20 protein-coding genes, 2 tRNA genes and 3 pseudogenes are annotated in these 24,063 nt (G+C 45.5%); 9 read left to right on the top strand and 16 right to left on the bottom strand.

All coding sequences use genetic code 11. The annotated features are described in order from the left end of the window. Positions 1 to 97: 97 nt before the first annotated feature. Positions 98 to 955, bottom strand: a complete 858-nt coding sequence (locus tag OK023_RS06485) for an SDR family oxidoreductase (RefSeq protein ID WP_317696062.1) — start codon at positions 953 to 955, stop codon at positions 98 to 100. A 104-nt stretch (positions 956 to 1,059) separates the two neighbouring features. Between OK023_RS06485 and OK023_RS06480 the strand changes: the two genes are divergently transcribed. Continuing rightward, positions 1,060 to 1,389 (top strand): helix-turn-helix domain-containing protein, encoded by a 330-nt coding sequence (locus OK023_RS06480; RefSeq protein WP_317696059.1) that lies wholly within the window; start codon positions 1,060 to 1,062, stop codon positions 1,387 to 1,389. A gap of 208 nt (positions 1,390 to 1,597) precedes the next feature. Here OK023_RS06480 and OK023_RS06475 read toward each other — a convergent pair whose 3' ends face one another. Together OK023_RS06475 and OK023_RS06470 are read right to left on the bottom strand one after the other, a co-directional pair. Beyond that, the gene (locus tag OK023_RS06475; RefSeq protein ID WP_317696057.1) at positions 1,598 to 1,966 is read right to left on the bottom strand and encodes a hypothetical protein; all 369 of its coding nucleotides are present in this window, start codon (positions 1,964 to 1,966) and stop codon (positions 1,598 to 1,600) included. After that, positions 1,966 to 2,217: pseudogene (locus tag OK023_RS06470) on the bottom strand (tlde1 domain-containing protein); the annotation flags it as partial. The pseudogene OK023_RS06470 and the gene OK023_RS06475, both read right to left, overlap by 1 nt. A 64-nt stretch (positions 2,218 to 2,281) precedes the next feature. On the opposite strand from OK023_RS06470, the gene OK023_RS06465 reads away from it, so the two are divergent. Together OK023_RS06465 and OK023_RS06460 are read left to right on the top strand one after the other, a co-directional pair. Beyond that, on the top strand, positions 2,282 to 2,572 hold the full coding sequence (locus OK023_RS06465; protein ID WP_317696055.1) for a type II toxin-antitoxin system RelE/ParE family toxin: 291 nt from the start codon (positions 2,282 to 2,284) through the stop codon (positions 2,570 to 2,572). A gap of 882 nt (positions 2,573 to 3,454) precedes the next feature. Next, positions 3,455 to 4,264, top strand: a complete 810-nt coding sequence (locus tag OK023_RS06460; RefSeq protein WP_317696053.1) for a hypothetical protein — start codon at positions 3,455 to 3,457, stop codon at positions 4,262 to 4,264. 644 nt (positions 4,265 to 4,908) lie between these two features. Here OK023_RS06460 and OK023_RS06455 read toward each other — a convergent pair. The 5 genes from OK023_RS06455 to uvrY all read right to left on the bottom strand — a co-directional run bounded on the left by OK023_RS06455 (position 4,909) and on the right by uvrY (position 8,639). Continuing rightward, positions 4,909 to 5,076 (bottom strand): Arm DNA-binding domain-containing protein, encoded by a 168-nt coding sequence (locus tag OK023_RS06455; RefSeq protein WP_317696051.1) that lies wholly within the window; start codon positions 5,074 to 5,076, stop codon positions 4,909 to 4,911. Between the two features lie 258 nt (positions 5,077 to 5,334). Further along, a tRNA-Gly gene (locus OK023_RS06450) sits at positions 5,335 to 5,410 on the bottom strand. 140 nt (positions 5,411 to 5,550) lie between these two features. Then, positions 5,551 to 6,099 carry a CDP-diacylglycerol--glycerol-3-phosphate 3-phosphatidyltransferase gene (gene pgsA / locus OK023_RS06445; protein WP_317696048.1) on the bottom strand — a complete coding sequence of 183 codons (549 nt, stop codon included), beginning with the start codon at positions 6,097 to 6,099 and terminating at the stop codon, positions 5,551 to 5,553. 58 nt (positions 6,100 to 6,157) lie between these two features. Then, positions 6,158 to 7,990 (bottom strand): excinuclease ABC subunit UvrC, encoded by a 1,833-nt coding sequence (gene uvrC, locus OK023_RS06440; RefSeq protein ID WP_317697534.1) that lies wholly within the window; start codon positions 7,988 to 7,990, stop codon positions 6,158 to 6,160. Beyond that, positions 7,983 to 8,639: a UvrY/SirA/GacA family response regulator transcription factor gene (uvrY, locus tag OK023_RS06435; protein WP_317696045.1), complete on the bottom strand. Its 657-nt coding sequence runs from the start codon at positions 8,637 to 8,639 to the stop codon at positions 7,983 to 7,985. Before uvrY ends, uvrC begins: the two co-directional genes overlap by 8 nt. Positions 8,640 to 9,427: 788 nt before the next feature. Between uvrY and OK023_RS06430 the strand changes: the two genes are divergently transcribed. Together OK023_RS06430 and OK023_RS06425 are read left to right on the top strand one after the other, a co-directional pair. Next, complete coding sequence (locus OK023_RS06430; protein WP_317696042.1) at positions 9,428 to 9,652, top strand: DUF2594 family protein; 225 nt, start codon at positions 9,428 to 9,430, stop codon at positions 9,650 to 9,652. 190 nt (positions 9,653 to 9,842) lie between these two features. Beyond that, a pseudogene (locus tag OK023_RS06425) lies at positions 9,843 to 10,536 on the top strand (IS1 family transposase). Positions 10,537 to 10,691: 155 nt separating this feature from the next. Here the strand turns inward: OK023_RS06425 and OK023_RS06420 are convergent. Continuing rightward, positions 10,692 to 11,120 carry a universal stress protein gene (locus OK023_RS06420; protein ID WP_317696040.1) on the bottom strand — a complete coding sequence of 143 codons (429 nt, stop codon included), beginning with the start codon at positions 11,118 to 11,120 and terminating at the stop codon, positions 10,692 to 10,694. A 613-nt stretch (positions 11,121 to 11,733) separates the two neighbouring features. On the opposite strand from OK023_RS06420, the gene cycA reads away from it, so the two are divergent. After that, positions 11,734 to 13,134: a D-serine/D-alanine/glycine transporter gene (cycA, locus tag OK023_RS06415; RefSeq protein WP_317696037.1), complete on the top strand. Its 1,401-nt coding sequence runs from the start codon at positions 11,734 to 11,736 to the stop codon at positions 13,132 to 13,134. 58 nt (positions 13,135 to 13,192) lie between these two features. Here the strand turns inward: cycA and OK023_RS06410 are convergent, their stop codons facing one another. After that, positions 13,193 to 14,110, bottom strand: coding sequence for a DMT family transporter (locus tag OK023_RS06410; protein ID WP_317696035.1), 918 nt, complete (start codon positions 14,108 to 14,110; stop codon positions 13,193 to 13,195). Positions 14,111 to 14,638: 528 nt separating this feature from the next. On the opposite strand from OK023_RS06410, the gene OK023_RS06405 reads away from it, so the two are divergent. Beyond that, entirely contained in the window at positions 14,639 to 14,950 is a 312-nt protein-coding gene (locus OK023_RS06405; RefSeq protein WP_317697531.1) for a hypothetical protein, read from the top strand. Positions 14,951 to 15,118: 168 nt separating this feature from the next. Here the strand turns inward: OK023_RS06405 and OK023_RS06400 are convergent, their stop codons facing one another. Further along, the gene (locus OK023_RS06400; protein ID WP_317696032.1) at positions 15,119 to 15,352 is read right to left on the bottom strand and encodes a hypothetical protein; all 234 of its coding nucleotides are present in this window, start codon (positions 15,350 to 15,352) and stop codon (positions 15,119 to 15,121) included. Positions 15,353 to 15,686: 334 nt separating this feature from the next. Here OK023_RS06400 and OK023_RS06395 point away from each other — a divergent pair, with 334 nt between their 5' ends. Further along, positions 15,687 to 17,144 (top strand): AMP nucleosidase, encoded by a 1,458-nt coding sequence (locus tag OK023_RS06395; RefSeq protein WP_317696029.1) that lies wholly within the window; start codon positions 15,687 to 15,689, stop codon positions 17,142 to 17,144. A 90-nt stretch (positions 17,145 to 17,234) separates the two neighbouring features. On the opposite strand, the gene OK023_RS06390 is transcribed toward OK023_RS06395, so the two are convergent. Both OK023_RS06390 and OK023_RS06385 read right to left on the bottom strand, forming a co-directional pair. Further along, the gene (locus OK023_RS06390; RefSeq protein ID WP_317696027.1) at positions 17,235 to 20,363 is read right to left on the bottom strand and encodes an FKBP-type peptidyl-prolyl cis-trans isomerase N-terminal domain-containing protein; all 3,129 of its coding nucleotides are present in this window, start codon (positions 20,361 to 20,363) and stop codon (positions 17,235 to 17,237) included. Next, positions 20,360 to 20,803, bottom strand: coding sequence for a hypothetical protein (locus OK023_RS06385; protein WP_317696024.1), 444 nt, complete (start codon positions 20,801 to 20,803; stop codon positions 20,360 to 20,362). The genes OK023_RS06390 and OK023_RS06385 overlap by 4 nt, the downstream gene beginning before the upstream one ends. Before the next feature lie 1,271 nt (positions 20,804 to 22,074). On the opposite strand from OK023_RS06385, the gene OK023_RS06380 reads away from it, so the two are divergent. Beyond that, positions 22,075 to 22,150: transfer RNA gene (locus OK023_RS06380), tRNA-Asn, on the top strand. A gap of 321 nt (positions 22,151 to 22,471) precedes the next feature. Here the strand turns inward: OK023_RS06380 and OK023_RS06375 are convergent. The 3 genes and pseudogenes from OK023_RS06375 to phnH all read right to left on the bottom strand — a co-directional run bounded on the left by OK023_RS06375 (position 22,472) and on the right by phnH (position 24,061). Then, positions 22,472 to 23,122 (bottom strand): phospholipase domain-containing protein, encoded by a 651-nt coding sequence (locus tag OK023_RS06375; protein ID WP_317697529.1) that lies wholly within the window; start codon positions 23,120 to 23,122, stop codon positions 22,472 to 22,474. Further along, a pseudogene (locus OK023_RS06370) lies at positions 23,013 to 23,597 on the bottom strand (alpha-D-ribose 1-methylphosphonate 5-phosphate C-P-lyase PhnJ); the annotation flags it as partial. The gene OK023_RS06375 and the pseudogene OK023_RS06370, both read right to left, overlap by 110 nt. Next, a complete protein-coding gene (phnH, locus tag OK023_RS06365; RefSeq protein WP_317696021.1) occupies positions 23,564 to 24,061 on the bottom strand; it encodes a phosphonate C-P lyase system protein PhnH in 498 nt (165 codons plus the stop codon). The gene phnH and the pseudogene OK023_RS06370, both read right to left, overlap by 34 nt. Positions 24,062 to 24,063: the final 2 nt, after the last annotated feature.

Below are 24,063 nucleotides of genomic sequence, written 5' to 3'. Positions count from 1 at the left end.
AAGTATGACAGGTATATCACTTATTGTCCTGTCGGAGATAAGCCGTTACTAGCAGGAGAGGTAATTTTTATCTCGTTTTCTCTAACACTATTAGCCCCTATTTCAGGGTATCAGCCAGCCATTTCTCGACATTTCGCGGCGTCATGTTCAGGAGTTGCTGTGCACTTGTGGTAGCAGAAATGGTATTGCTGCTCACTTGCCACAAGGCCTGGTACAGACCAACAACAGCGTTAGCAGCAGGGCCGAACAATGGTTCGATCAATGTACCAAAGTCCTGTGGTTGCAGACTCTCGAATGTGACATGACGACCAAGATATTTGGCCATGCCCTGCGCCAGATCAGCACCCAACATCCCAGGCAATTGGCCCACACCTACAACGCCTGTGATCCCCGGTTCATTAAAGAGGCGCTCAGCCACTTCGGCCACATCAAGATGAGAACTCCAGGACACAGGGAAGTCGGCACGGATCGGATAACGTAATGTGCCATCAGATTGTGCCGGGCCGAACACCATCGGCAGCAACAGGTTTTCCAGATATAACCGAGGTGCTAAGACAGCAGTAGATACCCCAGTTTTCTGCACACCGTCGATCAGGATAGCAATAGCTGAGTCATTGAGTGCCTGCAGCGGCGAATCGGGTTCGTCAATAATGGCACCACTGGTAGAAATTACGACACGTTTTGGTTTAGCTAATTCGATCGCCTTAACAATATTGCGAGCATAAGACACACGTTCAGCTTCAGCAGCTAGCGGCAAATGAATAAACACCCCTTCCGCTCCGCGGTAGGCCGCAACCAGCGAATCAACCGAAGCATTATCAATCTGTATGGTTGGCATACCAGAAAGCTTGTCTGTATGCCGTACTGCGGCAATCGCCTGCTTGCCTGACTGAAGAAGACGTTTGAACAAAGGAGCGCCTTGTGCACCTGTTGCACCATGAACAATGTAGGTCATAAAAATCATCCTAAGTGAAATAAAAGAGGTTAAGTAATATACTGAAATTCAATTATTGCATATACTGCACCAGTTACATCAACTGCACTAATGGAATATTATTTATGTCATTACCAGAACTCCCCTCTTGTGGCGTTGCCAGGTTTCTAATTCTTTTAGACGGCCCCTGGGCTACGCTGATCATCCGTGAGTTATTACACGGTCCTCGCCGATTTACCGAATTGCGCAAGGCTTTGCCAGGTATCAGTGCACACACGCTTACCCACCGACTTAGACAGTTCGAGAACCATGGTTTGCTAACTCGTAGCGCTTTTGCGGAAACACCACCTCGGGTTGTCTACGAGCTGACCCCTCTTGGGCAAAGCTTACGTCCAGTATTGGAGGCCATGCAACGCTGGGGGGATGCTTTACCTTTAAATGGGTCGTGTATTTAATGTGTAGATTTGGTCACTGCAGGTAATACTCACGTTCGATGAATGTACCGATAATTATGTATTTTCGTTAATTCGATGGGATTTAAAAGGATATATCTTATCAGGTCAACGCTTCCGGTTGTCTGAACGCTCAGTATGGCAGACAGCAATATTCATATGAGTTATCTGCCTTTTTTGTTAACCAAGCGCTCAGAATAGTTCCGGTTTATTACATTCCCATGTCTAGATAGGACGGTTCTGTCAGGGAGCATTCTTCCGCTGAAATAATGGAAGAGGCAATAATAGTCATGGGAGGCTTTTTATTGCCTGTAAACGGGATCTGGATTTTTATCGTTTGTGTGTATAACGGCCCCCATTCGCTTAGCGTAACCGGTTTGGACTGCTCTTTTAAGGCTGTTCTTTCCAGCAGTAAAGCGGTTGCGCGTTGCGGGTCAAGGTCTTTGTTTTTTTGAACAAGCTGCTGAATAACTTTTTGGGCAGCCCATGATTCAACGGTGGCGCAATAATCCAGTGCTTTTGAGGTGGCAGTGCTGATTCCAGGTATTACCAGCAGGATGAGGATAAGCAGTTTTTTCATTATTCGACTACCAATTCACGGTCAGTGGAATTGATGATTTCCCGACGTATATTAGGGCCAACAATGATACAGCCTTCCGATGCATTACCTGGATCACGCAGGCTGTCTCCGTGGATTCTGAATGCGCTCCTCTCAAACATGTGATTCCCTCTGGAAGGTTCTAATATAATGGTCATCGGCCCTTTTGAACTAGTGTGTGAACCTATTGTGTACTGACCGCGCGGTATAGGCCCTAATCCACGTACTGACTGAGAAGATGGATGATGTCTTCAGCGATCTGACACCTGATGAGTTAAATCCGCCAGGAGGGCTGGCATGACCGTCAGATTTACCACTGACGCCAAGACTCAGTTTCGTCAAATCCGGGCCTATTCACAGCGCCGGTGGGGAAAGGAAATAGCCGACCTGTACGCACACGCCATCCGAACAGTCCTGACATCGACTCTTGATCAACATCCCTTTCCCGGAATAGCCCGTGAAGAACTGGGCCCAGAGATCATGAGTTTTCCTTGTGAAAGCCATATGATTTACTACCGTGAAACGTCTTACGGCATTGAGGTGATCGGTTTACTCCATCAAACTCAGGACCCGAGTCGTCACTTATAATTTTAAGCGATTCATCCTTTTTTCGATTTTTACAGTGAACGGAAAGGCGTTTCCTGGTCAGGCGAAACACCTTCCGAGAAAGACGCAAAACGAAAACCACGCCCCCGCTGCGGACAAAAGCGCATCGTGCCGGATACCCTCACGCAACCCGCCAAGCTCACTTCATAGGTTCTATTCAGTTGTTCTCGATCCCTGATCACTAGCCTGTTATGCTGAACAAATTAGTAGATAATATGACGATACCAATATGGGGTAGAACAATGGCCACTATCATAATATTGACTGCGTGTAGTATTGTTGTCGCAATTTATATTTACCGAAAACTCAGCGATATTAAATCGCTTCGTAAAATTGAACGTGAGATAGACACTGAAGTCAGTGAACACGACCGCTTACAGTACCTCGAAGATAAGCGTTACGAGCGCGAATTGGCATATCGCGCAGCAAAGAATTATAGCCTCTTCAACACGATCTTTTTGATCCCTTATCTTTTGTACCTAGTTGTAGAATCAAAATTACTCGCGTTAATAAGAAAATAAGTTGTTTAACACTTACGACTTTCACAGACATCGGAAGTCAGTATTGTGACCAGGCTGAATTCTTTCCGATAAGGGGTTCCGCATCCATTTCTTACAAAAAAACCACCTTATTTGTATATCACATTGAATTTTATCAATAAACAGGTTAATTTTTAGCATCTTTTTTTTATTTTTAGCCGAAAGTACGTAGCCTGGGAAATTTATGTTTTTCTGTCACACTGCCCAGTGCTTCTCTCTGTAAGATAAGCGTCATCTCTGTTGGCGTTCGGGCATGGTTCTTCCTGTCAAATTTTACGCCTGCAGCAAGTGCCGCTATTCCCGCTGTAAAGCGTCAAATTAGGAGATGGATGTGAGTTTCGATTATGAACTGGCATATCAACAGGTAAAAAAATATCTTGGCAAGCATCAAGACTCATTTACTCAAGCAATTGACTTTGAGAACGATATTAATAAGCGACAATCATTTCCTTCAGAGGTTTTTTTGGCATCTGCTCTGCAAAAATGTATTGGTAAAGAAGGCCGGCTGATTGAGCAACCTGGAGAAAATCACCCTGATGTTTCAATGAAGGTGAATGGGGTTCGTTTTAATTTTGAAGTGACGTTAATGACCCAAGAAGATGAAAGATTCCGATATAAAAGCATCAATGCAAAAGAACATGCAGTTACAGATAAGCCTAAAACACAACTAACCTCCAAGATACTAGATAAAACAAAAAAATACGAACGTTGGTTAAAAAAACGTATTGTGAATAATAATGATGTGAATATCATAGCAGTTGATTTAGGTGACATTTTTCCTACTACACCAACAGCAACGTTACTTGACGCAGCAATATTTATGATGAGTGATGAATATAAAATACATATAGATAATTACGGGAGTAAATGTCAACTACCTCTGTCACGCGGATTCTTGGTTAAAAGAGGCGGTGATGGTAGAGAGTCAAATATACACTTAGACCATGTATACCGTGGGTTAAAAAACATAGATGCTTTGATTACTTTCACTAAAATTAATGTTCTGGAAAGTAGCAATAATTTCGACATCATAAATATTAACAATAATGAAAATGTTAATCGGCTCTTTTCCCTGATTTCACCTCATTACCAAACTACAATCAGCCGTTGGGGAATATTATGGGGAGATACCTAATCAGTGCCTCCGTTACGTCCCTCAGACTTCTGTAAAAAACCTACACGTAGCTGATATGCCTTAGTATTCGAGAAGCAACCATAGCAGAGCGTGTAACATGTGAGGGGTTTTATGCCAGAACCGCCGAAATTTCCGGCATCAGAGATTAGGCGATTTTTTGAGCATATTTTCATATGCTGACGTGTACGATTATGGTGCCATCAATGAGAATTGATGCGTACCAGCTATATGAGACGTTGCAATCAGTGATTTTTCGCGCCGGATGGTCATTGCTTTGCTGTCCGGTTAACGAAGGTCTTACGTACAGGCCTCCGAAAGCCAAAATTATGCGTCACGGAAATTTCGGCGGTTCCGGCGTACAACCCCAGAGAACGGAAACACGATTTCTGGCCAGCCAGAGCACCTTCCGAGAAGAGAACGGAAAGGCTGATTTCACGCTGGAAGAAGAGGATCGCTCAAGCCGTTCATGGGCATCTGCACACCGCAACCACCGTCATCCAACTGCTCGATGTAGCTCGGTACGTTCAGCCCCCGATCGGTATTCTGGAGACCATCCGAGGGCAGAGTCAGAAAATCCATCGCCGGTCAGCTGCATCATGGTGGCGAGCAGGTCATGGGCCTGCTGACGCAGGGAGCGAGCCTTTTTAAGATCTACAGTCGGATAGGTGCCAAAGGTGGCGGCCTTGCCAGTAGAAGCGGAAGAGCCAGCTTTTGGTGCCATTGCTGTTGATGTTGAGATACAGCCCTCCCCCGTCTTTGAGGGTGTAGGGTTTGCGGGCGGCTTTGGCACGGCGAATGGTCAGGTGAGCCATGGCGGGTTCCTCTTTGTCTGTTTGTTCCGGTTGTGGGTCGAGGTGACGGGGAACAGGTAACAGACAGACACCGAGCGAAAAGCCCGTGCAGCCTGCTGATGAGGAAAATTATCCGATGGACTTGTTGTGACCTTGCGATGGACTTGTTTGTACCGGATTTAAGTACTTTCTAGTGCTGCTGGATGGAACTCACTGATCAAGTTTACGCTTTTATTTCAGTGAGTTGTGGCGCTTAAAAGCATCCACTGGAAGGAGAAATGGAGCGGGAAACGAGACTCGAACTCGCGACCCCGACCTTGGCAAGGTCGTGCTCTACCAACTGAGCTATTCCCGCTTTAATCAAAATATACTAATATTTTTCAATTAGTTAGCATATTTTTTGGCTTCTTAACTTGGCTCATTTTACTGTTCTGGCAGTATGAGTCAATAAAATTGTTGTCTTATGCCGCCTAAACGCTGTTTTTTTCATCGCAATCAAGGTTCTAGTAGATCCTTACGCGCTGCATTCAAATACTGGAACATCGACCAGAAAGTCAGTACCGCAGCGATGTAAAGCAACACAAACGCTACGTATTCAACAGTCCGCTCTGGGCGCCATAACAAGCCAACCAATGAAACCATTTGCGCCGTCGTTTTTACTTTTCCAATCCATGATACAGCTACGCTACTGCGTTTGCCGATCTCAGCCATCCATTCACGCAACGAGGAAATAATGATCTCTCTGGCAATCATGGTTGCCGCAGGCAAAGTTATCCACCACGTGTGGTAATGTTCTGCCACCAGTACCAAAGCGACCGCAACCATCACTTTATCAGCAACAGGGTCAAGGAAAGCACCGAAGCGGGTAGTCTGCTCCCAACGACGAGCTAAAAAGCCGTCAAACCAATCGGTTACGGCAGCAAATACAAAAATGACAGCGCAGAGCATTGGTGCCCAAACGAACGGCAGATAAAAAGCCAGAACAAAGAATGGGATCAAGACTACGCGAAACAGGGTAAGCCACGTCGGTATATTCAATTGCATAATGCTAAGGTAACTATCTGGCTGGTGTGGAAATTAAGAGTATGTTGCTACATTGCCTTCAGTGTTTCAATGCATTGTAGATCTTTTCTGCTAATGCGTGTGAAATGCCCGGCACTTTTGCAATTTCTTCAACGCTAGCGTTCAATAGCGGTTGAAGCCCCCCCATATACTTCAATAACACTTGACGCCTTTTGGGCCCAACGCCTTCTATCAACTCCAACGCGCTGGTATTTCTGACTTTCGCTCGTTTCTGACGATGCCCAGTTATTGCATGATTATGTGAGTCGTCACGAATATGCTGTATCAAGTGTAACGCTGGCGAGTCTGACGGCAATGAAATCCCCTCTCCCTCTGGGACAAAGAACAAGGTCTCAAGCCCAGCTTTACGATCGCTGCCTTTGGCAATACCGATCAACAAGGGTTTGTGCTTGTCCCAGGTAACATTCAACGTGTTGAATACCTCGATTGCCATTCCCAGTTGCCCCTTCCCCCCATCAATAAAGATGACGTCCGGGATTTTTTTCTCTTCCAGTGCCTTACCATAACGGCGTTTCAACACCTGCGCCATAGCAGCATAATCGTCACCCGGCGTGATGCCCGCAATATTATAACGACGATATTCTGACCGCACTGGGCCATTACGATCGAATACTACACAGGAAGCGACAGTTTGCTCCCCCATGGTATGGCTGATATCAAAACATTCCATCCGGTTAATTTCGCCAAGTTTCAGCGTTTTTGCTAACTCTGCCAAGCGCTGATTAATCGTTGATTGCTGAGAAAGTTTGGTAACAAGCGCGGTAGTGGCGTTAGTACAAGCCAATTTTAAGTAGCGAGCACGATCACCCCGTGGTTTACTTTGGATGTGAATTTTGCGGCCAGCGACCTCACTTAATGAATTCGCCAGCAGATCTTTTTCAGGAAGGTTAAAATCCAGCAGAATCTCTGCAGGCAAGGTTCTGCCCTGGCTTCCTTGCAAATAAAACTGCCCGACAAAAGTTTGTACGACTTCACTCAACTCAGTGCCACCTGGAACTTTCGGGAAGTAGCTGCGGCTGCCAAGTACTTTACCATGACGGATGAACAGAACATGAACACAAGCCATACCAGCGTCAAAGGCAACACCAATAACATCCAGATCATCACTATCACCTGAAACAAACTGTTTTTCAGTAACCCGTCGCACAGCTTGGATCTGATCACGTATTCGTGCTGCTTCTTCAAAATTAAGCAACTGGCTGGCGTTCTCCATACGTTCAATCAACCGATGTAAAACTTGCTGATCTTTACCAGACAAAAACAGGCGCACGTAATCCACCTGTTGCCCGTATTCATCTTCACTCACCAAACCGGTAACGCAAGGCCCGAGACAACGGCCGATCTGATACTGCAGACAAGGGCGAGAACGATTACGGTATACACTGTCTTCGCACTGGCGGATAGGGAACAATTTTTGCAGCAACGCTAGCGTTTCACGGACAGCGTACGAATTCGGGAATGGGCCAAAGTATTCCCCCTTCGCGTGTTTGGCCCCACGGTGCACAGCAAGCCGTGGATGCGTATCTGCACTAAGAAATATCAAAGGATAAGATTTATCATCACGCAACAGAACATTGTAACGCGGTTGATAGAGCTTAATGTAATTATGCTCTAATATAAGCGCTTCTGTTTCGGTATGTGTGACAGTAATATCTATTTGAGCAATATTTTTAACTAAACTCTCTGTTTTTCGGCTGCTGACCTGAGTACGAAAATAGCTAGTGAGACGTTTTTTCAAGTCTTTAGCTTTACCGACATAAATCACCGTACCAGCCATATCATACATACGATAGACTCCAGACTGACTGGTTACGGTTTTCAGAAATGCCTGAGCATCGAAACAATCACTCACCGCTTGACAAAGTTTCCGCATTAAACAGCCCATGCCGTATGGCCAGATGAGTCAATTCAACATCCCCGCTGATATTCAACTTGCTGAACATACGATAGCGATAACTGTTCACTGTCTTAGGACTGAGATTCAGTTGCTCAGATATCTCATTCACTTTTTTCCCTTTGGTGATCATCAACATAATTTGCAGCTCGCGTTCAGATAAAGTACTGAACGGATTCTCAGCCTGTGGCTCCAACTGGCTTAATGCCATTTGTTGCGCAATATCTGAAGCAATATAGCGCTGCCCTGAATGTACTGAACGAATAGCATTAACCACTTCTTGTGGAGCAGCACCTTTGCTCAGATAGCCAGCAGCGCCAGCCTGCATCACTTTGGCAGGCAAAGGATTCTCAGTATGAATGGTCAGCATAATAACCTTAATATCAGGCGCATAACGAACAATCTTGCGGGTAGCTTCGAGCCCCCCCATACCCGGCATATTCATATCCATCAATACGATATCAACGGAGTTGCTGCGGCACCATTTGACAGCCTCTTCGCCGCATTGCGCTTCGCCAACAACTTTTATGCCTTTGATATCTTCAAGAATGCGTCGTATCCCTGCGCGCACCAGTTCGTGGTCATCAACAAGAAGAACGCTAATCAAGGAAAAATCTCCAAAATAAGGGAGTAACGCGATCAATCAGCCTCTGTCATCCCGACAGATGTTACTTGGTTTTCAGCAAATAATGAATACAACTCGATACATAATCACGATTAACCTTACAAGGAACAAGCAAAATTCTTTCACCATACGCAATAGTGGCACAATGGATACCGTCACTGCAGGGTGAAAATGCGCCAGCCAATTTAGGTATGACTCCATAATGTCGCTTCTATGATACATGATACGCTATTTTACACACTCTGGTGGCAAAAGAGTCTCACTTATCGGGTTCAGTAATAAGAACTGTAAGATCGACTATTACGTGTAACACTATGAATTAATGAAAGTAATAAATATCAACCATTTTTAATCACGTATAGATCACTGTAGAAAAGCAATATTCAAAATACCAATCTAGCCTACATACATAAAAAGAGTCATCCTCAATTCATCTATCCAAGAAAGATATCCCAAAAATTACAGACTAAATATTTATTCACGCAACAGAAACATATCCGTAATATTTTTTAACTGTAAATCGTTTGGAATAGCATATCTATTCATTGCTGCGTTGTTTCAGTTACACTATAGCTCAAGTATAATAATTATCCATCCCCATTGATAAGACGGAAAATCTTAGTCCCAGTAACCAACACGAACAATTCACGACATGATATACTCATCCTCAGAATAAATACGTCATGGGCTACCATAGTGAATTAGTAATCGGAAAGTATGCATTAAATTGCACTTTTAAATAAATTCACACACGCAAATCAGGAGAGAAAATGAATACAATTGACTTCACTACGTCTACTACACCAGAAGCACTGGCAACTGAAATTATTTGTCTTAAAGCCACACTGACGCTTCTCTTGAAAGCAATTGGGCAAGCAGATGCGGGAAAAGTCATCATTAAGCTTGAACACTTCGCCGCTCAGATTGAAGATCCTGCGCAGGCTGAAATCTTCAAAAACAGTATACAACAAATCAAACACGCCTACCGTCAGTAACCTTATACTCTGTCAGGTTTACTTTAAGTGAGCCTGACTATCTACGCATTGAGTATGTTATTTTTCAATCAGTTATATACCCTAAATCACTCGAGTTAGCTGAACACAGCGACGCAATGGCACACAAGATGGTTAAGTATTCAACGGGTTGATTGTGTTGTCAGATCACCCTTTTGACAGCGTGTATCGAATGGCAAAAGTTGACGTGAAGTGCCCATTTTGTGAACAGACTGAATCCGTTAAAAAACACGCTCTGGGAAAAGTTGGTCATCAGCGTTATCGGTGCCAAATGTGCTGCCGAACTTTCCAGCTCGATTACGCTTATCGCGCCTGCCACCCGGGGATGAAAAAGCAAATCGTTGACCTTGCTATGAACAACTCAGGTATCCGCGATACCTCACGGGCGTTGCATATCAGTTTCAATGCTGTTGTGCGCACCTTAAAAAACTCTCGCCGCGAAATGTAACAACATTGCCGCTGGATAACCTGCAAATTCAACTTATTTGCGAAGTGGATGAGATGGGGTCATTTGTAGGCAACAAGAAGCCGCAGCACTGGTTGTGGTATACATGGGAACCCCGTCCTAAAAGTCTTGTTGCCCATGCTTTGGGTTGCCGAAGCAAAAAGACTCGTACGTTATTGAAGCTGTCAGTAGGTTTAAACGTTGCCTTCTGGTGCACAGATAACGTCAGCGCTTATGACAGGCTGTCGAATGAAAGCACATCACAGGTAAGCTTTATACACCATGAATTGAGCGTGAAAATCTGAATCTTCGCAACCGATTAAAACGGCCAAACTGTAAGACTCTCGGAGACTCAAAATCAGTAGAAATGCATGACAAAATTATCGGTACATTCATCGAACGTGAGTATTACCTGCAATGACCAAATCTACACATTGAATACGTGACCGTTTTTACGGTGTAATCAAAATCTAAGAGGCGAGACACATGTCATTCCTTTTTCTGAGTATTTTACTGGAATGACACAGCACCGCACTCCTGCACAACATCAGGTAAAGCTGGTTTATTATATAGCGACTACCTGATCACTAACACCGAGGTTTTTGCATGACGCACAATCGCAGCAGCGTTCGAACCAAGAAGATAAGTTTTTACACTTGGGCGACGTGACCCAATCACGATGAGGTCGGCTTCTATCTCTTCAGCAAGTTGCAGTACTTCATCGCGAGGCGAACCGAAACTGATGGTATATGACAAACGTTCCAATGGCAGATCGATTTCCGCCATAATTCTCTTCAATCCATCTATCGCTTTAACTTCAGCCTGATTTTCAAACTCCTTGATACCAAATGAGTATGCGGTTACAAACGCCGAAGCGTCTGGTAAAGCGTGGAAGAAATGTACTTTAGCACCCGACATTTTCGCCAAATACTCTACATGTTTTAAGGCGTGCTCAGTTAATACGTCTTCTGCAATATCTACCGGTACTAAAATGGTCTTGTACATAATTCAATCCCTTATTTATTTACCGTAACTAGCATAGCTTACTGTCGGCAAGCAGAGGCGAGAACCTATTTCTTATGCTTTTGTGATCGGCACATCCCGTGAACGTGCAGGCCGCGTCGTGTTGAACCAATGATTTTTATTTTTGTGACTGAATTGGCAAAACTGAAGAAAAAAGCCTTGGATAGTGTGTCGTTGTTTCTCTTGGCGTACCTGTTGCAGCCATAAACTGATTAAAACTCAATTGTTATCTCATATTTCCACGCTATAAACTTTGTGAAATCCTGTGCTCGCCTTATCGATACTAGCCTCTTTTATACATTACTTTTTCTCATGCGAAGCAAACAAAACCATTTTAATCAAAAAGATAAGAACAACAAGAACTGTTCATTTGTTATTACAAAGAGTACCCTCTCGCTCGTTAGGCGTCCGATTTATCTCTCTGAGTAAAGAATAATCGTCTTTTACCCCCCACTTAAATGTTGTAAACATGTTGCATACAGGTGGCGGTATTGCGTTACCTTACTGAAGCTAGGATCTTCGGATAAACAAATAAAAAAGAGCCAACGCAGAGCTCACTATTTCTCTCATGATAGGTAGAACAGGACATTTTAAGATGGTAGAACACTCCAAAATAGCCGCAGGCGCCGCGCCAGACTCAGAAGATCATTTACGAAGAAACCTGACTAATCGACATATTCAACTCATTGCTATTGGTGGTGCAATTGGCACAGGTTTGTTTATGGGATCGGGTAAAACGATTAGCTTGGCTGGCCCTTCAATCATCTTTGTCTATATGATCATCGGCTTCATGCTGTTTTTCGTGATGCGTGCCATGGGGGAACTACTACTTTCCAACCTGCAATACAAATCCTTCAGCGATTTTGCTGCCGACCTGCTCGGCCCATGGGCGGGATTTTTCACTGGTTGGACTTATTGGTTCTGCTGGGTGGTTACTGGTATCGCAGATGTGGTTGCTATTACCGCTTATGCACAATTCTGGTTCCCCGATCTGTCTCAATGGATAGCGTCTTTACTTTGCGTCCTACTCTTACTGACACTCAATATGGCAACAGTGAAAATGTTTGGTGAGATGGAGTTTTGGTTTGCAATGATCAAAATTGTGGCAATTGTTAGCTTGATTATCGCCGGGTTGGTGATGGTTGCCATGCATTTTGAATCACCTAACGGCAGCGTAGCTTCCTTTTCACATCTTTGGAATGACGGCGGTATGTTCCCGAAAGGTATCAGCGGCTTCTTTGCTGGTTTCCAGATTGCCGTCTTCGCTTTTGTAGGGATTGAGCTAGTTGGCACAACCGCTGCTGAGACCAAAGATCCGGAAAAAGTACTGCCACGTGCCATTAACTCAATACCGATCCGAATTATTATGTTTTACGTTTTTGCACTGATCGTAATTATGTCAGTGACGCCATGGCGTTCAGTGGTGGCTGACAAGAGTCCTTTTGTAGAGTTGTTTGTACTCATCGGCCTACCCGCTGCTGCCAGTGTGATTAACTTTGTGGTACTGACTTCTGCCGCTTCTTCTGCAAACAGTGGCGTATTTTCGACTAGCCGCATGCTGTTCGGTTTAGCGCAAGAGGGTGATGCACCCAAGTCTTTTGCCAACCTTTCAAAACGCGCAGTACCAGCAAACGGCCTGACTTTTTCCTGTATCTGTCTGCTGGGCGGCGTAGTGCTGATTTACCTGATACCTAATGTTATGACCGTATTTACGCTTGTCACTACAGTATCAGCCATTCTGTTTATGTTTGTCTGGACGATCATTTTGTGCTCGTATTTGGTCTACCGCAAACAACGCCCAACTTTGCACCAAAAATCCATCTACAAAATGCCCGCTGGTAAACTGATGTGCTGGGTCTGTATGGCGTTTTTCGCTTTTGTCCTGGTGTTGCTGTCACTGCGCGATGATACCCGCCAAGCACTGATGGTTACGCCACTGTGGTTTATCATTCTGGGGATCGGCTATCAATTTGTACGCCGCAATAAAATGGCCTGATGTAATTACGACAACGCCGCGCCCAAACGCGGCGTTGTTTGCTCGAACCATTTGCCTTCTACTCTGCCACAACTTCCCGTTTAATCCTGCGACGGATACGTAATTCACTTACGACCACTCCGAGCACAATCAACGCAGCACCGATCAATGCCATCCCCGGTAGACGTTCACCCGCAATACGCCCAACAATACCCGCCCAAACGGGTTCGCCAGCATAGATGACCGTGGCACGCGTAGGTGAAACACTACGCTGAGCCCAGTTCATGGTCAGTTGAATCAATGCGCTGGCAATACCCAGTCCTATCGCACTATAAAGCAGATAATTGGAAAATGCGGGTATCACCTCCCCCGTCGGGGCCATCATCAGGAACGACAACAACGATGCCGTTGCCAACTGAATAATGGTCACTCTCCGCACGTTTACCTTACCAGCAAATGCACCAATCAAGATCACTTCTACAGCAATAGCTAATGCACTAATAAGCGTTAGGATCTCGCCGGTGCTGAATGCAGTTGTGCTACTGTTTGGCCCCGCCAGCAGCAGCAGCCCTATAAAAGCTAGCAGGATGCCTATCCAGGACATTATTCCTGGCAAACGACCAAGAACCAGCCACTGCAACAACGGGACAATAGGAACATACATAGCGGTAATAAACGCAGACTGGCTGCTGCTTATGGTTTGCAGCCCGACAGTTTGCAGGCCATAGCCAAACATTATTGAGGTACCAATAAATATCCCTGCTTTAACTTCATACCACGTCATGCCCTGCAATGAACGCCAGGAGAATAACACCAGCGCCAATGTCGCCGTCGCGAAACGCAAACCGACAAAAAAGAAGGGTCCGCTGACCAACATTGCCTGGTGTACTGCCAAAAAGGTTACCCCCCAGAGCATGGTAATCAGAATCAACACAGCTTCTTGCGGTTTAATCTTTAGGATCACCGATGAAATAACGTTTTTTTTGATCGTCGACACTCACTTGCCCTACCTACCAAGTGCAATATAATGCACAGTTGCTGGCAGTATGAGGCAAAGCCTAAAGATGAGCAATATAGTGCACAGCGCGAGAGAGGATCACCCTTGCTGCTACAGAACCTTAGCAGTAATCCACCAAGTTTCCGCCAATGGCTGGCATGAGCCAAATGGCGCTGGCGGAAAAGGCAGCTGTCAGCCGACGCAGGTTGGCGGGTATTCCAGAAGACATGGCCAGCTAATCACGCATGAGTCAGCGTGGCAAAGGCCCCATCCGGGAAGGAAGACACTGTTCGTTACCCGTGCTCCCGCATATCAGCGAGTAGAACTATGGGATTGGGAATTGGGTGTTCATGCCCGGTCATCTAAGAGCAATCACCTTGTTTGCTGAAGTGCTGCAAGGTTAAAATGCCTTTCAACCTACCACTTACAGCCGGAACGTCACCTGCAAACAGAACCAGGCGTGCTTTTTTGCGTATTGCAAAGGGAAATAAGTCAGTGTCTAAAGATTTTGATGAACTAATAAGAGACATGGATCTTATTATTGAAAATGTAGACAGTTTCAAGGCTATGGCACCACACGCATTAAAACCAGTTGTGGAGCCACAAGCAGACCATTACTACGACTCATTCTGCGAAAATATTGCATTGAAGGTCGTTTTGAAGGTCTTGCTTTCTTCGGTGGATAAAATCGTTAAAGTACAGATAGCCAACAAAGTTGAGCAGGAAATCGCCCAGATCGAACAGCAAGTTATTCGCGTTGGCGGCGGCCCGGTAGCCTCAGACGATTTGGCACAAATGACACATTACGTACGCCAAACAGTAAAAAACCTACTCGACTGATCCTCGTTATCGTAAATAGGCGCTGTCATTCAACTACTTCAGGGCAATATCATTAGACTATGCCCTGACTGTATCCAAGTGGCGTTCGTGCATCACAATCCCACCATAGGCAACGTCGAGCGTCAACCAAGTCACACACAACTTGATACATGGCGAATATAGTGGGATTTAAGAGTTGGGGGGACGTTTTGGCGATAAGTTTGTTGTTCGAACTGTGGAAATTTTCACCGCCTTGGTCGGATCACCGGCAACAAACTCCAACGTTGGTGAGTAGTAAAAAGGTAACCAAGTTTCAAAATTGCTCTCCCATTCCCATTTAACCGGGCAAGGCCAGAGGATATCTTCATGCAGGATGTAATAGATCCACCGCCCGTGTGGGCGGCGAGGCTTGCGTGTTCTCATAGAGCTATCAATAGTTTAACTTTCTCACCCGTTACATAGCTGTCAGTTCATTCTAGCAGCTATATTGCTTCAATATAGCCACTTGCGACGAAGATCTGATCCGATCGATACCCTCGTGAGCACCACAAGCATATTTTAGATTCAATCCTCAGAGTCAATAACATTGAACTATTTTATCACACAAAGCACGATAGCAATCTGAAGACAGCACTCAGCTATGAACGGTTGTACTTCCAATAAAATACAGAATCAGAACAGTAATTTGGCCAAACATCTTCACATAAGGCACACGCTTTAAGCTATGCTGAAGTATCGCTACAACTAAGGGATAACGATGAATACACGGCCAGACGAAACACTGACAGCCTTACAGGCTATCGATAAACTCGAAGCGTTATACGACACTTCAGTTTGCGCATTACGTAAAGCCATTAAGGTGTATATCATGCAAAGTATACTTCCGGATGCTCAGGAGCGAGCCAATGGCCTGTTTTCTTACCCAGAATTACGTATTCGTTGGGACGGAAAACAGCCTAACAGATCTAGAGCACGTGCCTACGGGCGTTTTACCCGTCCTGGAAACTATACGACAACCATCACGCGGCCACAGCTATTTCGCCACTATCTGGTTGAACAATTGACCTTTCTGGAAAGTGAATATGCCGCCGTGATTGAAGTAGGTCCATCGATGCAAGAAATCCCCTTTCCTTATGTGATCGACGGTTCCGATCTGTCATTAGACAGAACGATGAGCTCCGGGTTAACGAAGCACTTTCCCACTACCGAATTAGCACATATAGGAGATGAAACCGCAGACGGTTTATACCCATTTACCAACCATTTACCGCTTTCACATTTTGATGCATTACGTACAGATTTCTCACTGGCACGCTTAAGACACTACACAGGTACACCAGTAGAACATTTCCAGCACTTTATTTTGTTCACTAATTACACGCGTTACGTTGATGAGTTCGTTCGCTGGGGATGCAGCCAAATTGCCAATCCAGACAGCCCTTATACCGCACTATCGTGCGCCGGAGGAAATTACGTAACGGCGGAAAACCCTAATCCAGAGCAAACAGTATCCGACCTTGCCTGGAAAAACCACCAAATGCCGGCATATCACCTTATTGCCGATGGTGGTCAGGGGATCACGCTAGTCAACATCGGTGTCGGCCCTTCAAATGCTAAAACCATCTGCGACCATCTGGCAGTACTACGCCCACACTCGTGGTTGATGATTGGCCACTGCGGTGGCCTACGGGAAAGCCAATCTATCGGCGATTATGTTCTAGCCCACGCCTATCTGCGTGACGATCATGTGCTTGATTCAGTCTTGCCGCCAGACATTCCGATCCCAAGCATAGCTGAAGTCCAACGCGCGCTCTACGACGCTACCAAAGCGGTGAGTGGTATGCAGGGTGAGGCCGTGAAACAGCGCTTACGTACCGGGACTGTTGTTACAACTGACGATCGCAATTGGGAACTGCGTTATTCAGCATCTGCATTACGATTTAACCTTAGCCGCGCAGTCGCCGTCGATATGGAAAGTGCGACCATCGCAGCGCAGGGTTATCGCTTCCGGGTCCCCTATGGCACCCTTTTATGCGTATCTGATAAACCACTTCATGGTGAGATCAAGCTACCAGGCCAGGCAAACCGTTTCTATGAAGGAGCGATTTCTGAACATTTGCAAATCGGGATACGCGCTATAGACCTGTTGCGGGCTGAGGGAGAACATCTACACTCTCGCAAGCTTCGCACCTTCAACGAGCCCCCATTCCGTTGAATAAAACGCTAGGGCTTTTAGCTTCGCTTGTTAACAAGCTTAGGCCATAAAAGTTAACCCCGCTTATTATATAGCGGGGTTAACTTTTGGTTAACGTTCTTTAGTTGGGGCTGGTATCACATCCAGAACACGAACGTTATAGACCATAGTCGCTCCAGGTGGAATATCCGGCGGCATGCCTTTATCACCATATGCCAATTCAGGCGGTACGACTAATGTCATGCTGCCATGGTTTTTCAGTTTGCTGAGAGCCTCACGAAACAGTGGTGGATAAGCACTCAATGGCTGCGAAATTGAAGTACCGGCCAAATCCATGTCTTTAATCACTTTACCATCTGTAAGGCTTTCTTTTACTACCACAGCTACAGTATCGCCTTCATTAATTTTCGTATCGCCTGCGTAATCAATACGATAATAGAATCCCTGCTTGGATTTGACGACATGGGACTGTTTTTTGAATTTATCGATATATTGAGTACCTTTAGCTTCGTTTTGCGCTTGGAGCTTTTTATTTTGGTTACTCAACTCCACTTCGCTGTCATAGAGCGCTTTATCTATCTGTGCTTTGGCTAACTTGATCTGACCATTGATCACATCAGAAACACCTGCCAACGCCAACTTGCGATTGACGTCTACACCTTGCGACTTTTTGCTATCAAGCAAACTTAGTATGTCTTTACCTAATGCGGTACCTATCGCGTAATCACGTTTTTCCTGGTCCGTTTTCGGCTCAAACACTGTAGAAACGCTTAAAGATTGCCCTTTCTCTTTTAGCTGCGCGAGCTGTTTGGTTTGCTGTTCATTCTCTTTAGTTTGTGCCGCGAGTTGCTCTTTCAGCTTGGTATTCGCGTCCAGACCTGCCTGCTCTTTCTCTTTCAGTTGAGCAAGCTGTAGCGCTTGCTGTTCACTTTCTTTAGCCTGTGCCGCGAGCTGTTCTTTCAGTTTAGTATTCGCGTTTAGACCTGCTTGCTCTTTCTCTTTCAATTGAGCAAGTTGCAGCGCTTGCTGTTCACTTTCTTTAGCCTGTGCCGCGAGCTGTTCTTTCAGTTTAGTATTCGCGTTTAGACCTGCCTGCTCTTTCTCTTTCAATTGAGCAAGTTGCAGCGCTTGCTGTTCACTTTCTTTAGCCTGTGCCGCGAGCTGTTCTTTCAGTTTAGTATTCGCGTTTAGACCTGCCTGCTCTTTCTCTTTCAATTGAGCAAGTTGCAGCGCTTGCTGTTCACTTTCTTTAGCCTGTGCCGCGAGCTGTTCTTTCAGTTTAGTATTCGCGTTTAGACCTGCCTGCTCTTTCTCTTTCAATTGAGCAAGTTGCAGCGCTTGCTGTTCACTTTCTTTAGCCTGTGCCGCGAGCTGTTCTTTCAGTTTAGTATTCGCGTTTAGACCTGCCTGCTCTTTCTCTTTCAATTGAGCAAGTTGCAGCGCTTGCTGTTCACTTTCTTTAGCCTGTGCCGCGAGCTGTTCTTTCAGTTTAGTATTAGCGTTTAGACCTGCCTGCTCTTTCTCTTTCAATTGAGCAAGTTGCAGCGCTTGCTGTTCACTTTCTTTAGCCTGTGCCGCGAGCTGTTCTTTCAGTTTAGTATTAGCGTTTAGACCTGCCTGCTCTTTCTCTTTCAATTGAGCAAGTTGCAGCGCTTGCTGTTCACTTTCTTTAGCCTGTGCCGCGAGCTGTTCTTTCAGTTTGGCATTCGCGTCTAGACCTGCCTGCTGTTTCTCATGCAGCTGTGCCATCTGCAAGGCTTTCTGTTCACTGTCCTTAACTTGTGCGGCGAGTTGCTCTTTCAGTTTCGCACCCGCCTGCTGCAACTCAACCAGCTGCTTCGCTTGCTGCTCACTTTCTTTGGTTTTTGTCTCTAACTGCTCTTTTAACTTGGCCAACATTTGCTGACTTTTTTGCTCATTCTCTTTGGTGCCAGACACCAGTTGTTCCTGCAACTGCTTAACCTGCTGAGCGTTCTTTTCACTCTCTTTGGTTTGCGCTGTCAATTGTTCTTGTAGTTTGGCGCTGGTTTGCTGCAGTTGTTCCAGTTGTTGGATTTTCTGATCATTATCTTTAGTTTTTGTCTCTAACTGCTCTTTTAACTTGGCCAACATTTGCTGGCTTTTTTGCTCATTTTCTTTGGCGCCAGACAGCAGTTGTTCTTGCAACTGCTTGACCTGCTGAGCGTTCTTTTCACTCTCTTTGGTTTGCGCTGTCAATTGTTCTTGTAGTTTGGTACTGGTTTGCTGCAGTTGTTTCAGTTGTTGGATTTTCTGATCATTATCTTTGGTTTTTGTCTCTAACTGCTCTTTTAATTTGGCCAACATTTGCTGGCTTTTTTGCTCATTCTCTTTGGTGCCAGACACCAGTTGTTCTTGCAACTGCTTGACCTGCTGAGCGTTCTTTTCACTCTCTTTGGTTTGCGCTGTCAATTGTTCTTGTAGTTTGGCGCTGGTTTGCTGCAGTTGTTCCAGTTGTTGGATTTTCTGATCATTATCTTTAGTTTTTGTCTCTAACTGCTCTTTTAACTTGGCCAACATTTGCTGACTTTTTTGCTCATTCTCTTTGGTGCCAGACACCAGTTGTTCCTGCAACTGCTTAACCTGTTGAGCGTTCTTTTCACTCTCTTTGGTTTGCGCTGTCAATTGTTCTTGTAGTTTGGTACTGGTTTGCTGCAATTGTTTTAGTTGTTGGGTTTTCTGATCATTATCTTTACCCTGTATTGCTAACTGCTCCTGTAATTTTGCCAGAGACTGTTGGCTTTTTTGGGCATGCTCTTTGTTCAGTGCAGCAATTTGCTGCTTTAACTGCACGTTTTCCTGCTGGCTTTGTTTTATTAACTGTTGCAAACGCACCAGTTCAGCCGAAGAGGATTTTTGACTAGATTCTGCAACGCGTAATTGCTTAAGTGCAGCTTCCTGAGCACTAACCTTTGCCTTCAACTGGTTAATCGTCGCCTGCAACGTTTTCATTTCGCGAATACGTGCGTTTGAATCATCCCCAGACCTTACCAAGGCATTGGGTTTACTTGTTGGTTTACTCTTTTCTTTTACCGGCTCTACCGTATTATCTATTTGTGAAGGCGTGAGAAATAGCAGCGCCGGAGCGTCATCCACTTGACGTGATATTTCATCAAGTGAATTCAGCTTACTGCTCTCTGGCGTGTTAGCAACCTCTGCCCGTACAGCAAACAGAGGCAGTGCCAGCGTCAGCAATGCACTGCAACATATCCTGTACCTCATTTCACACTTTCCCCTCTCTGGATAAGACCTTGCAGGACTTCATGCTCGATATCAGCGCATAGCTCGTTTGTTTTGTATTTGTACAACGCATCGAGAGTATCTTTGGTGCCAGCATTGACATCACCACGAATCGAACCATAAACAGATGCGTTATTCACCAAACGATTAAACTCTGCTTGCTTGACCGCATAAGCTTTAGGGTTGATTTGCTTCAGAGAGACTAATTCGCTTTGACACAGACCAATTTTGGTTGTTTTGCTATCTGCTGGGGCTGCTGCAGGAGGCGGAGTGACATTGCTTTGTTTAGACGGTGCCTGCACGGTGCTAACCTGAGATTTATTCTGTAACGACGTCTTGGGTCTATTAGTCTGACAGCCAGCCAATACCCAAACGCTGCACAACAACACGCCTAAACAGAGGTTCTTTTGGTTGCAAATCATTGAAAATTCCTTTCAAAAAATTTCATTACCCATATGTTGCAGACAGAGCCGGATATGAGCATGGTGGATGTGTACTTGCCATTCTTCAAGTTGTATGACGACTAACAGCGCAATGCGTAACCTGTCAGGCTTTACTCTTTCGCTGCCGCTGCCGGTAGCATTCAGATCTGCTCTAAGCCGGTTTTTCGATGCGTCACCGCCTTCACGTAGCTCAAATCATTTAAGGTATTAACACTATTAATCGAGTAAATAACCAGCAATGGTTCAACCCCGCCAACGTTCACTGTAAATTATCCTAGGGCGTCAGATGTCAGACGCTACCACCACGGTCACGGTACTCGTTGCTACCTAATAGAGCTAACGGAAGCACAACTTCCTGTTGAGACGACCCAAAACTTGCAAAAGAAGTTAAAACCACGCCCAACAAACCACTCACAACGTTCAGAAGGACGAAATAATACTAATATTTTCTATATCCAGCAACCGCCGCAGAGAGCTGAATGGCTGAAATAACGCTTAGAAATAGTCCCTATCATGGGAATGCATAAAAAATAAAAAAAACCACTCAACAACTCAACGAATCACTAACTTCCTTCACTAATTTAAAAAAATCAGAAAAATCCACATAAAAACATAAAGTTAAATTAGCTATTTTAACAAAAAATTAAAAACTTGATGTTACGTTATATTGAGCAACTAGGATACTAAATAGGTGTTCTTAATACCGCTATTCATCACGCTTCTGCCAGGTGGGAATGATGAGGACCACCAACACGCTGTGCCCCCTCCCCGTGGGCTGGTATCGTGCATCCCTGCGCTCAACGGTCGGCTAACCTGCATCTCTCACACCTGTAGCGCTATTATACGCAACTATTTAGTATCAGACTTAATTGCACTTATCTAATTTAACCAATTAATTTATAATGAATTATAACATTATTTGAAACGTGCCAAAGTGTGAGATACACGTAGCTACCCAGTAGCTCAATCAACAGGACTGCATCTTGAACGACAATGCGTATATACCCTTAATTCTTCAAGTTGCATGGGTGTTGGCGTCGTCCGTTCGCACCCGTCATAGAGTGAGCTATGCTCCTGGCGACGCTCAGACTTGCCGCCTTCCTGCAACTCGAATTATTTTGGGTGATAGATACTTATTCACTCACTGAAAAAGAGGGATTTGCTCATTTGAGCAGCAAACAGCACGAAGACACATTTTCATGCTTTACAAGCATAATCAGCACCGCTATTATTCGCCCCGTTCACACGATTCCTCTGTAGTTCAGTCGGTAGAACGGCGGACTGTTAATCCGTATGTCACTGGTTCGAGTCCAGTCAGAGGAGCCAAACTAAAAAACCAAAGCCATCATTCATCGCCTCGCGCAAAGCATAGCCACTTTTTAACATCATATAACCCTCCTCGATACCGATCAGATTAACTCTAAGTAAAATCAACGAAAGGGTGCACTTTCACCTCAATGTCTGCCAGGCGTACCGATGCCTGAAAATCCTAACAGGAAGAATATAAGCTTTCTGACGAGCGTGGACACAATCTGCTTGCCAAACACAGTGATGCACGTTGTTGGCTGATGAAATGGCGTTTTGGCGGTAAAAAGTGAAAACTCACGCTTGGCATTTATCCAGCCATATTCCATACGACCTGCGTTTTCACCGTGATGAAGCCAGAAAATTATTAACAGATGGGAAAAGTTCTGTAAGAAGACGATAGGCTTTAGCGGATACATTAAACACACAAGGCCGATCGCTATTGTTCATTAAAGTGACTATCACATTGCCATAAGTGATGTCATAGCAGACTCGTATTTCAGGAGCAGTGGCACTGTTTCCCTGAATTAATTCACCAGCAAAAGCACGATGATAACCATTCGGGCCAAGCACCCACAAATCAAAGTGCCCTGCATCAGAATTATCGAGTACCCAGACATCATCGAGGTGTTTACCTGCCTCAACGACGTAACGGCGTGGTACACGCTCCAGATGCAATTTATCATATACGTGGAATACCGCCGCCTGGCTGCCCGTATTAGCAAAGATCAGGCTCACTGTTTGAGCAATTGCATCACTACTAGCACTGGTATGAAGCTCATAAGACAACGCGCGAGAAGGCTTTATTCCTGCCTGCTGGATCGGAAAACCCTGTTCTAATGGAACGGGGATCTTGAGCAGGGTTTCCTGCGTTTGACGTAGTATAGCTATGGCGCGAGCCGCACAGCGCACAAGGCTGATCCCACTGCTGTACGCTGAACGGGTGATCGTCAAAGTCCAGGCTTTCCACTTTGGTGAATGGCGGCAACGCATAGATGCGCTTTTCACGCCCGGCACCGAACAGCTGCAATGCGGGCATCATATGCATCTTCGGGTTATCAAATTTCGGAATGGGAGAAGGGTCCATCACATAGCGATCGTTGACCTTCACCGGGTAGGCATAGGTAGTCGCGATATGGCCGTAGCGGGAAATATCTTCGTACAGTTTCACCTGCATCACGCCATACTCTTCCAGCGCATGCATCTTGCGCGTTTCAGTTTCACGCGGCTCGATAAAACGCAGTGGTTCCGGGATCGGCACCTGATAAATCAGAATTTGATCGTTCTGTAAAACGGCTTCAGGGATACGATGGCGAGTCTAGATCAGTGTGGCCTCCGGCGTGCGTTCGGTAGTCGTCACACCGGCAACTCGCTGGAAAAAGTGGCGGATCGATACGGCATTAGTCGTATCGTCCGCTCCCTGGTCGATCACCTTTAACACGTCGGCGTGACCAATAATGCTGGCAGTGCCAGTGGCAATTTGGGCGAGATCTGCCGTTGCTTTTCAATACCAGCCCCCGTCAGACGCAGGTTTGGGCCCCCTTCCAGAGCGCTAAGCTGCACAACAAGGATGGCGCTGAACTCCGGTGAAATCTCACTGCCGTGCGATAATGCCTGCAAATCAGCAGCCTGGAGTTGCTCATCGAACAGCGCTAGGCTAATTTCGGCGTGATTGGCTGCGAGCGGCGCTCCGGTATGAAAGCGAATATTGGTTAGCACTTGCTCATTTTTTAACTCCGCTGAAAGCTGAAACGGCGTTTCCTGATCGGCCAGCGTCAGCAGCACAGCGGTACTGGCTGCGTTCAGTGCACCCCACGCCGGGGCTCCCTGCAATAGCACCTTATGTCCAGGTTCACTTAAGGCTTTTAAAATCAAACGGAAAGCTTGTTGAGATTGTTCAATAGGTTGATCAAAACCTGCCAGTAGCATCATGG

Origin of the sequence: Serratia sp. UGAL515B_01 (genome assembly GCF_033095805.1) — a bacterium.
Lineage (GTDB): Bacteria > Pseudomonadota > Gammaproteobacteria > Enterobacterales > Enterobacteriaceae > Chania.
This window is presented reverse-complemented; position numbering and strand designations above follow the sequence as displayed.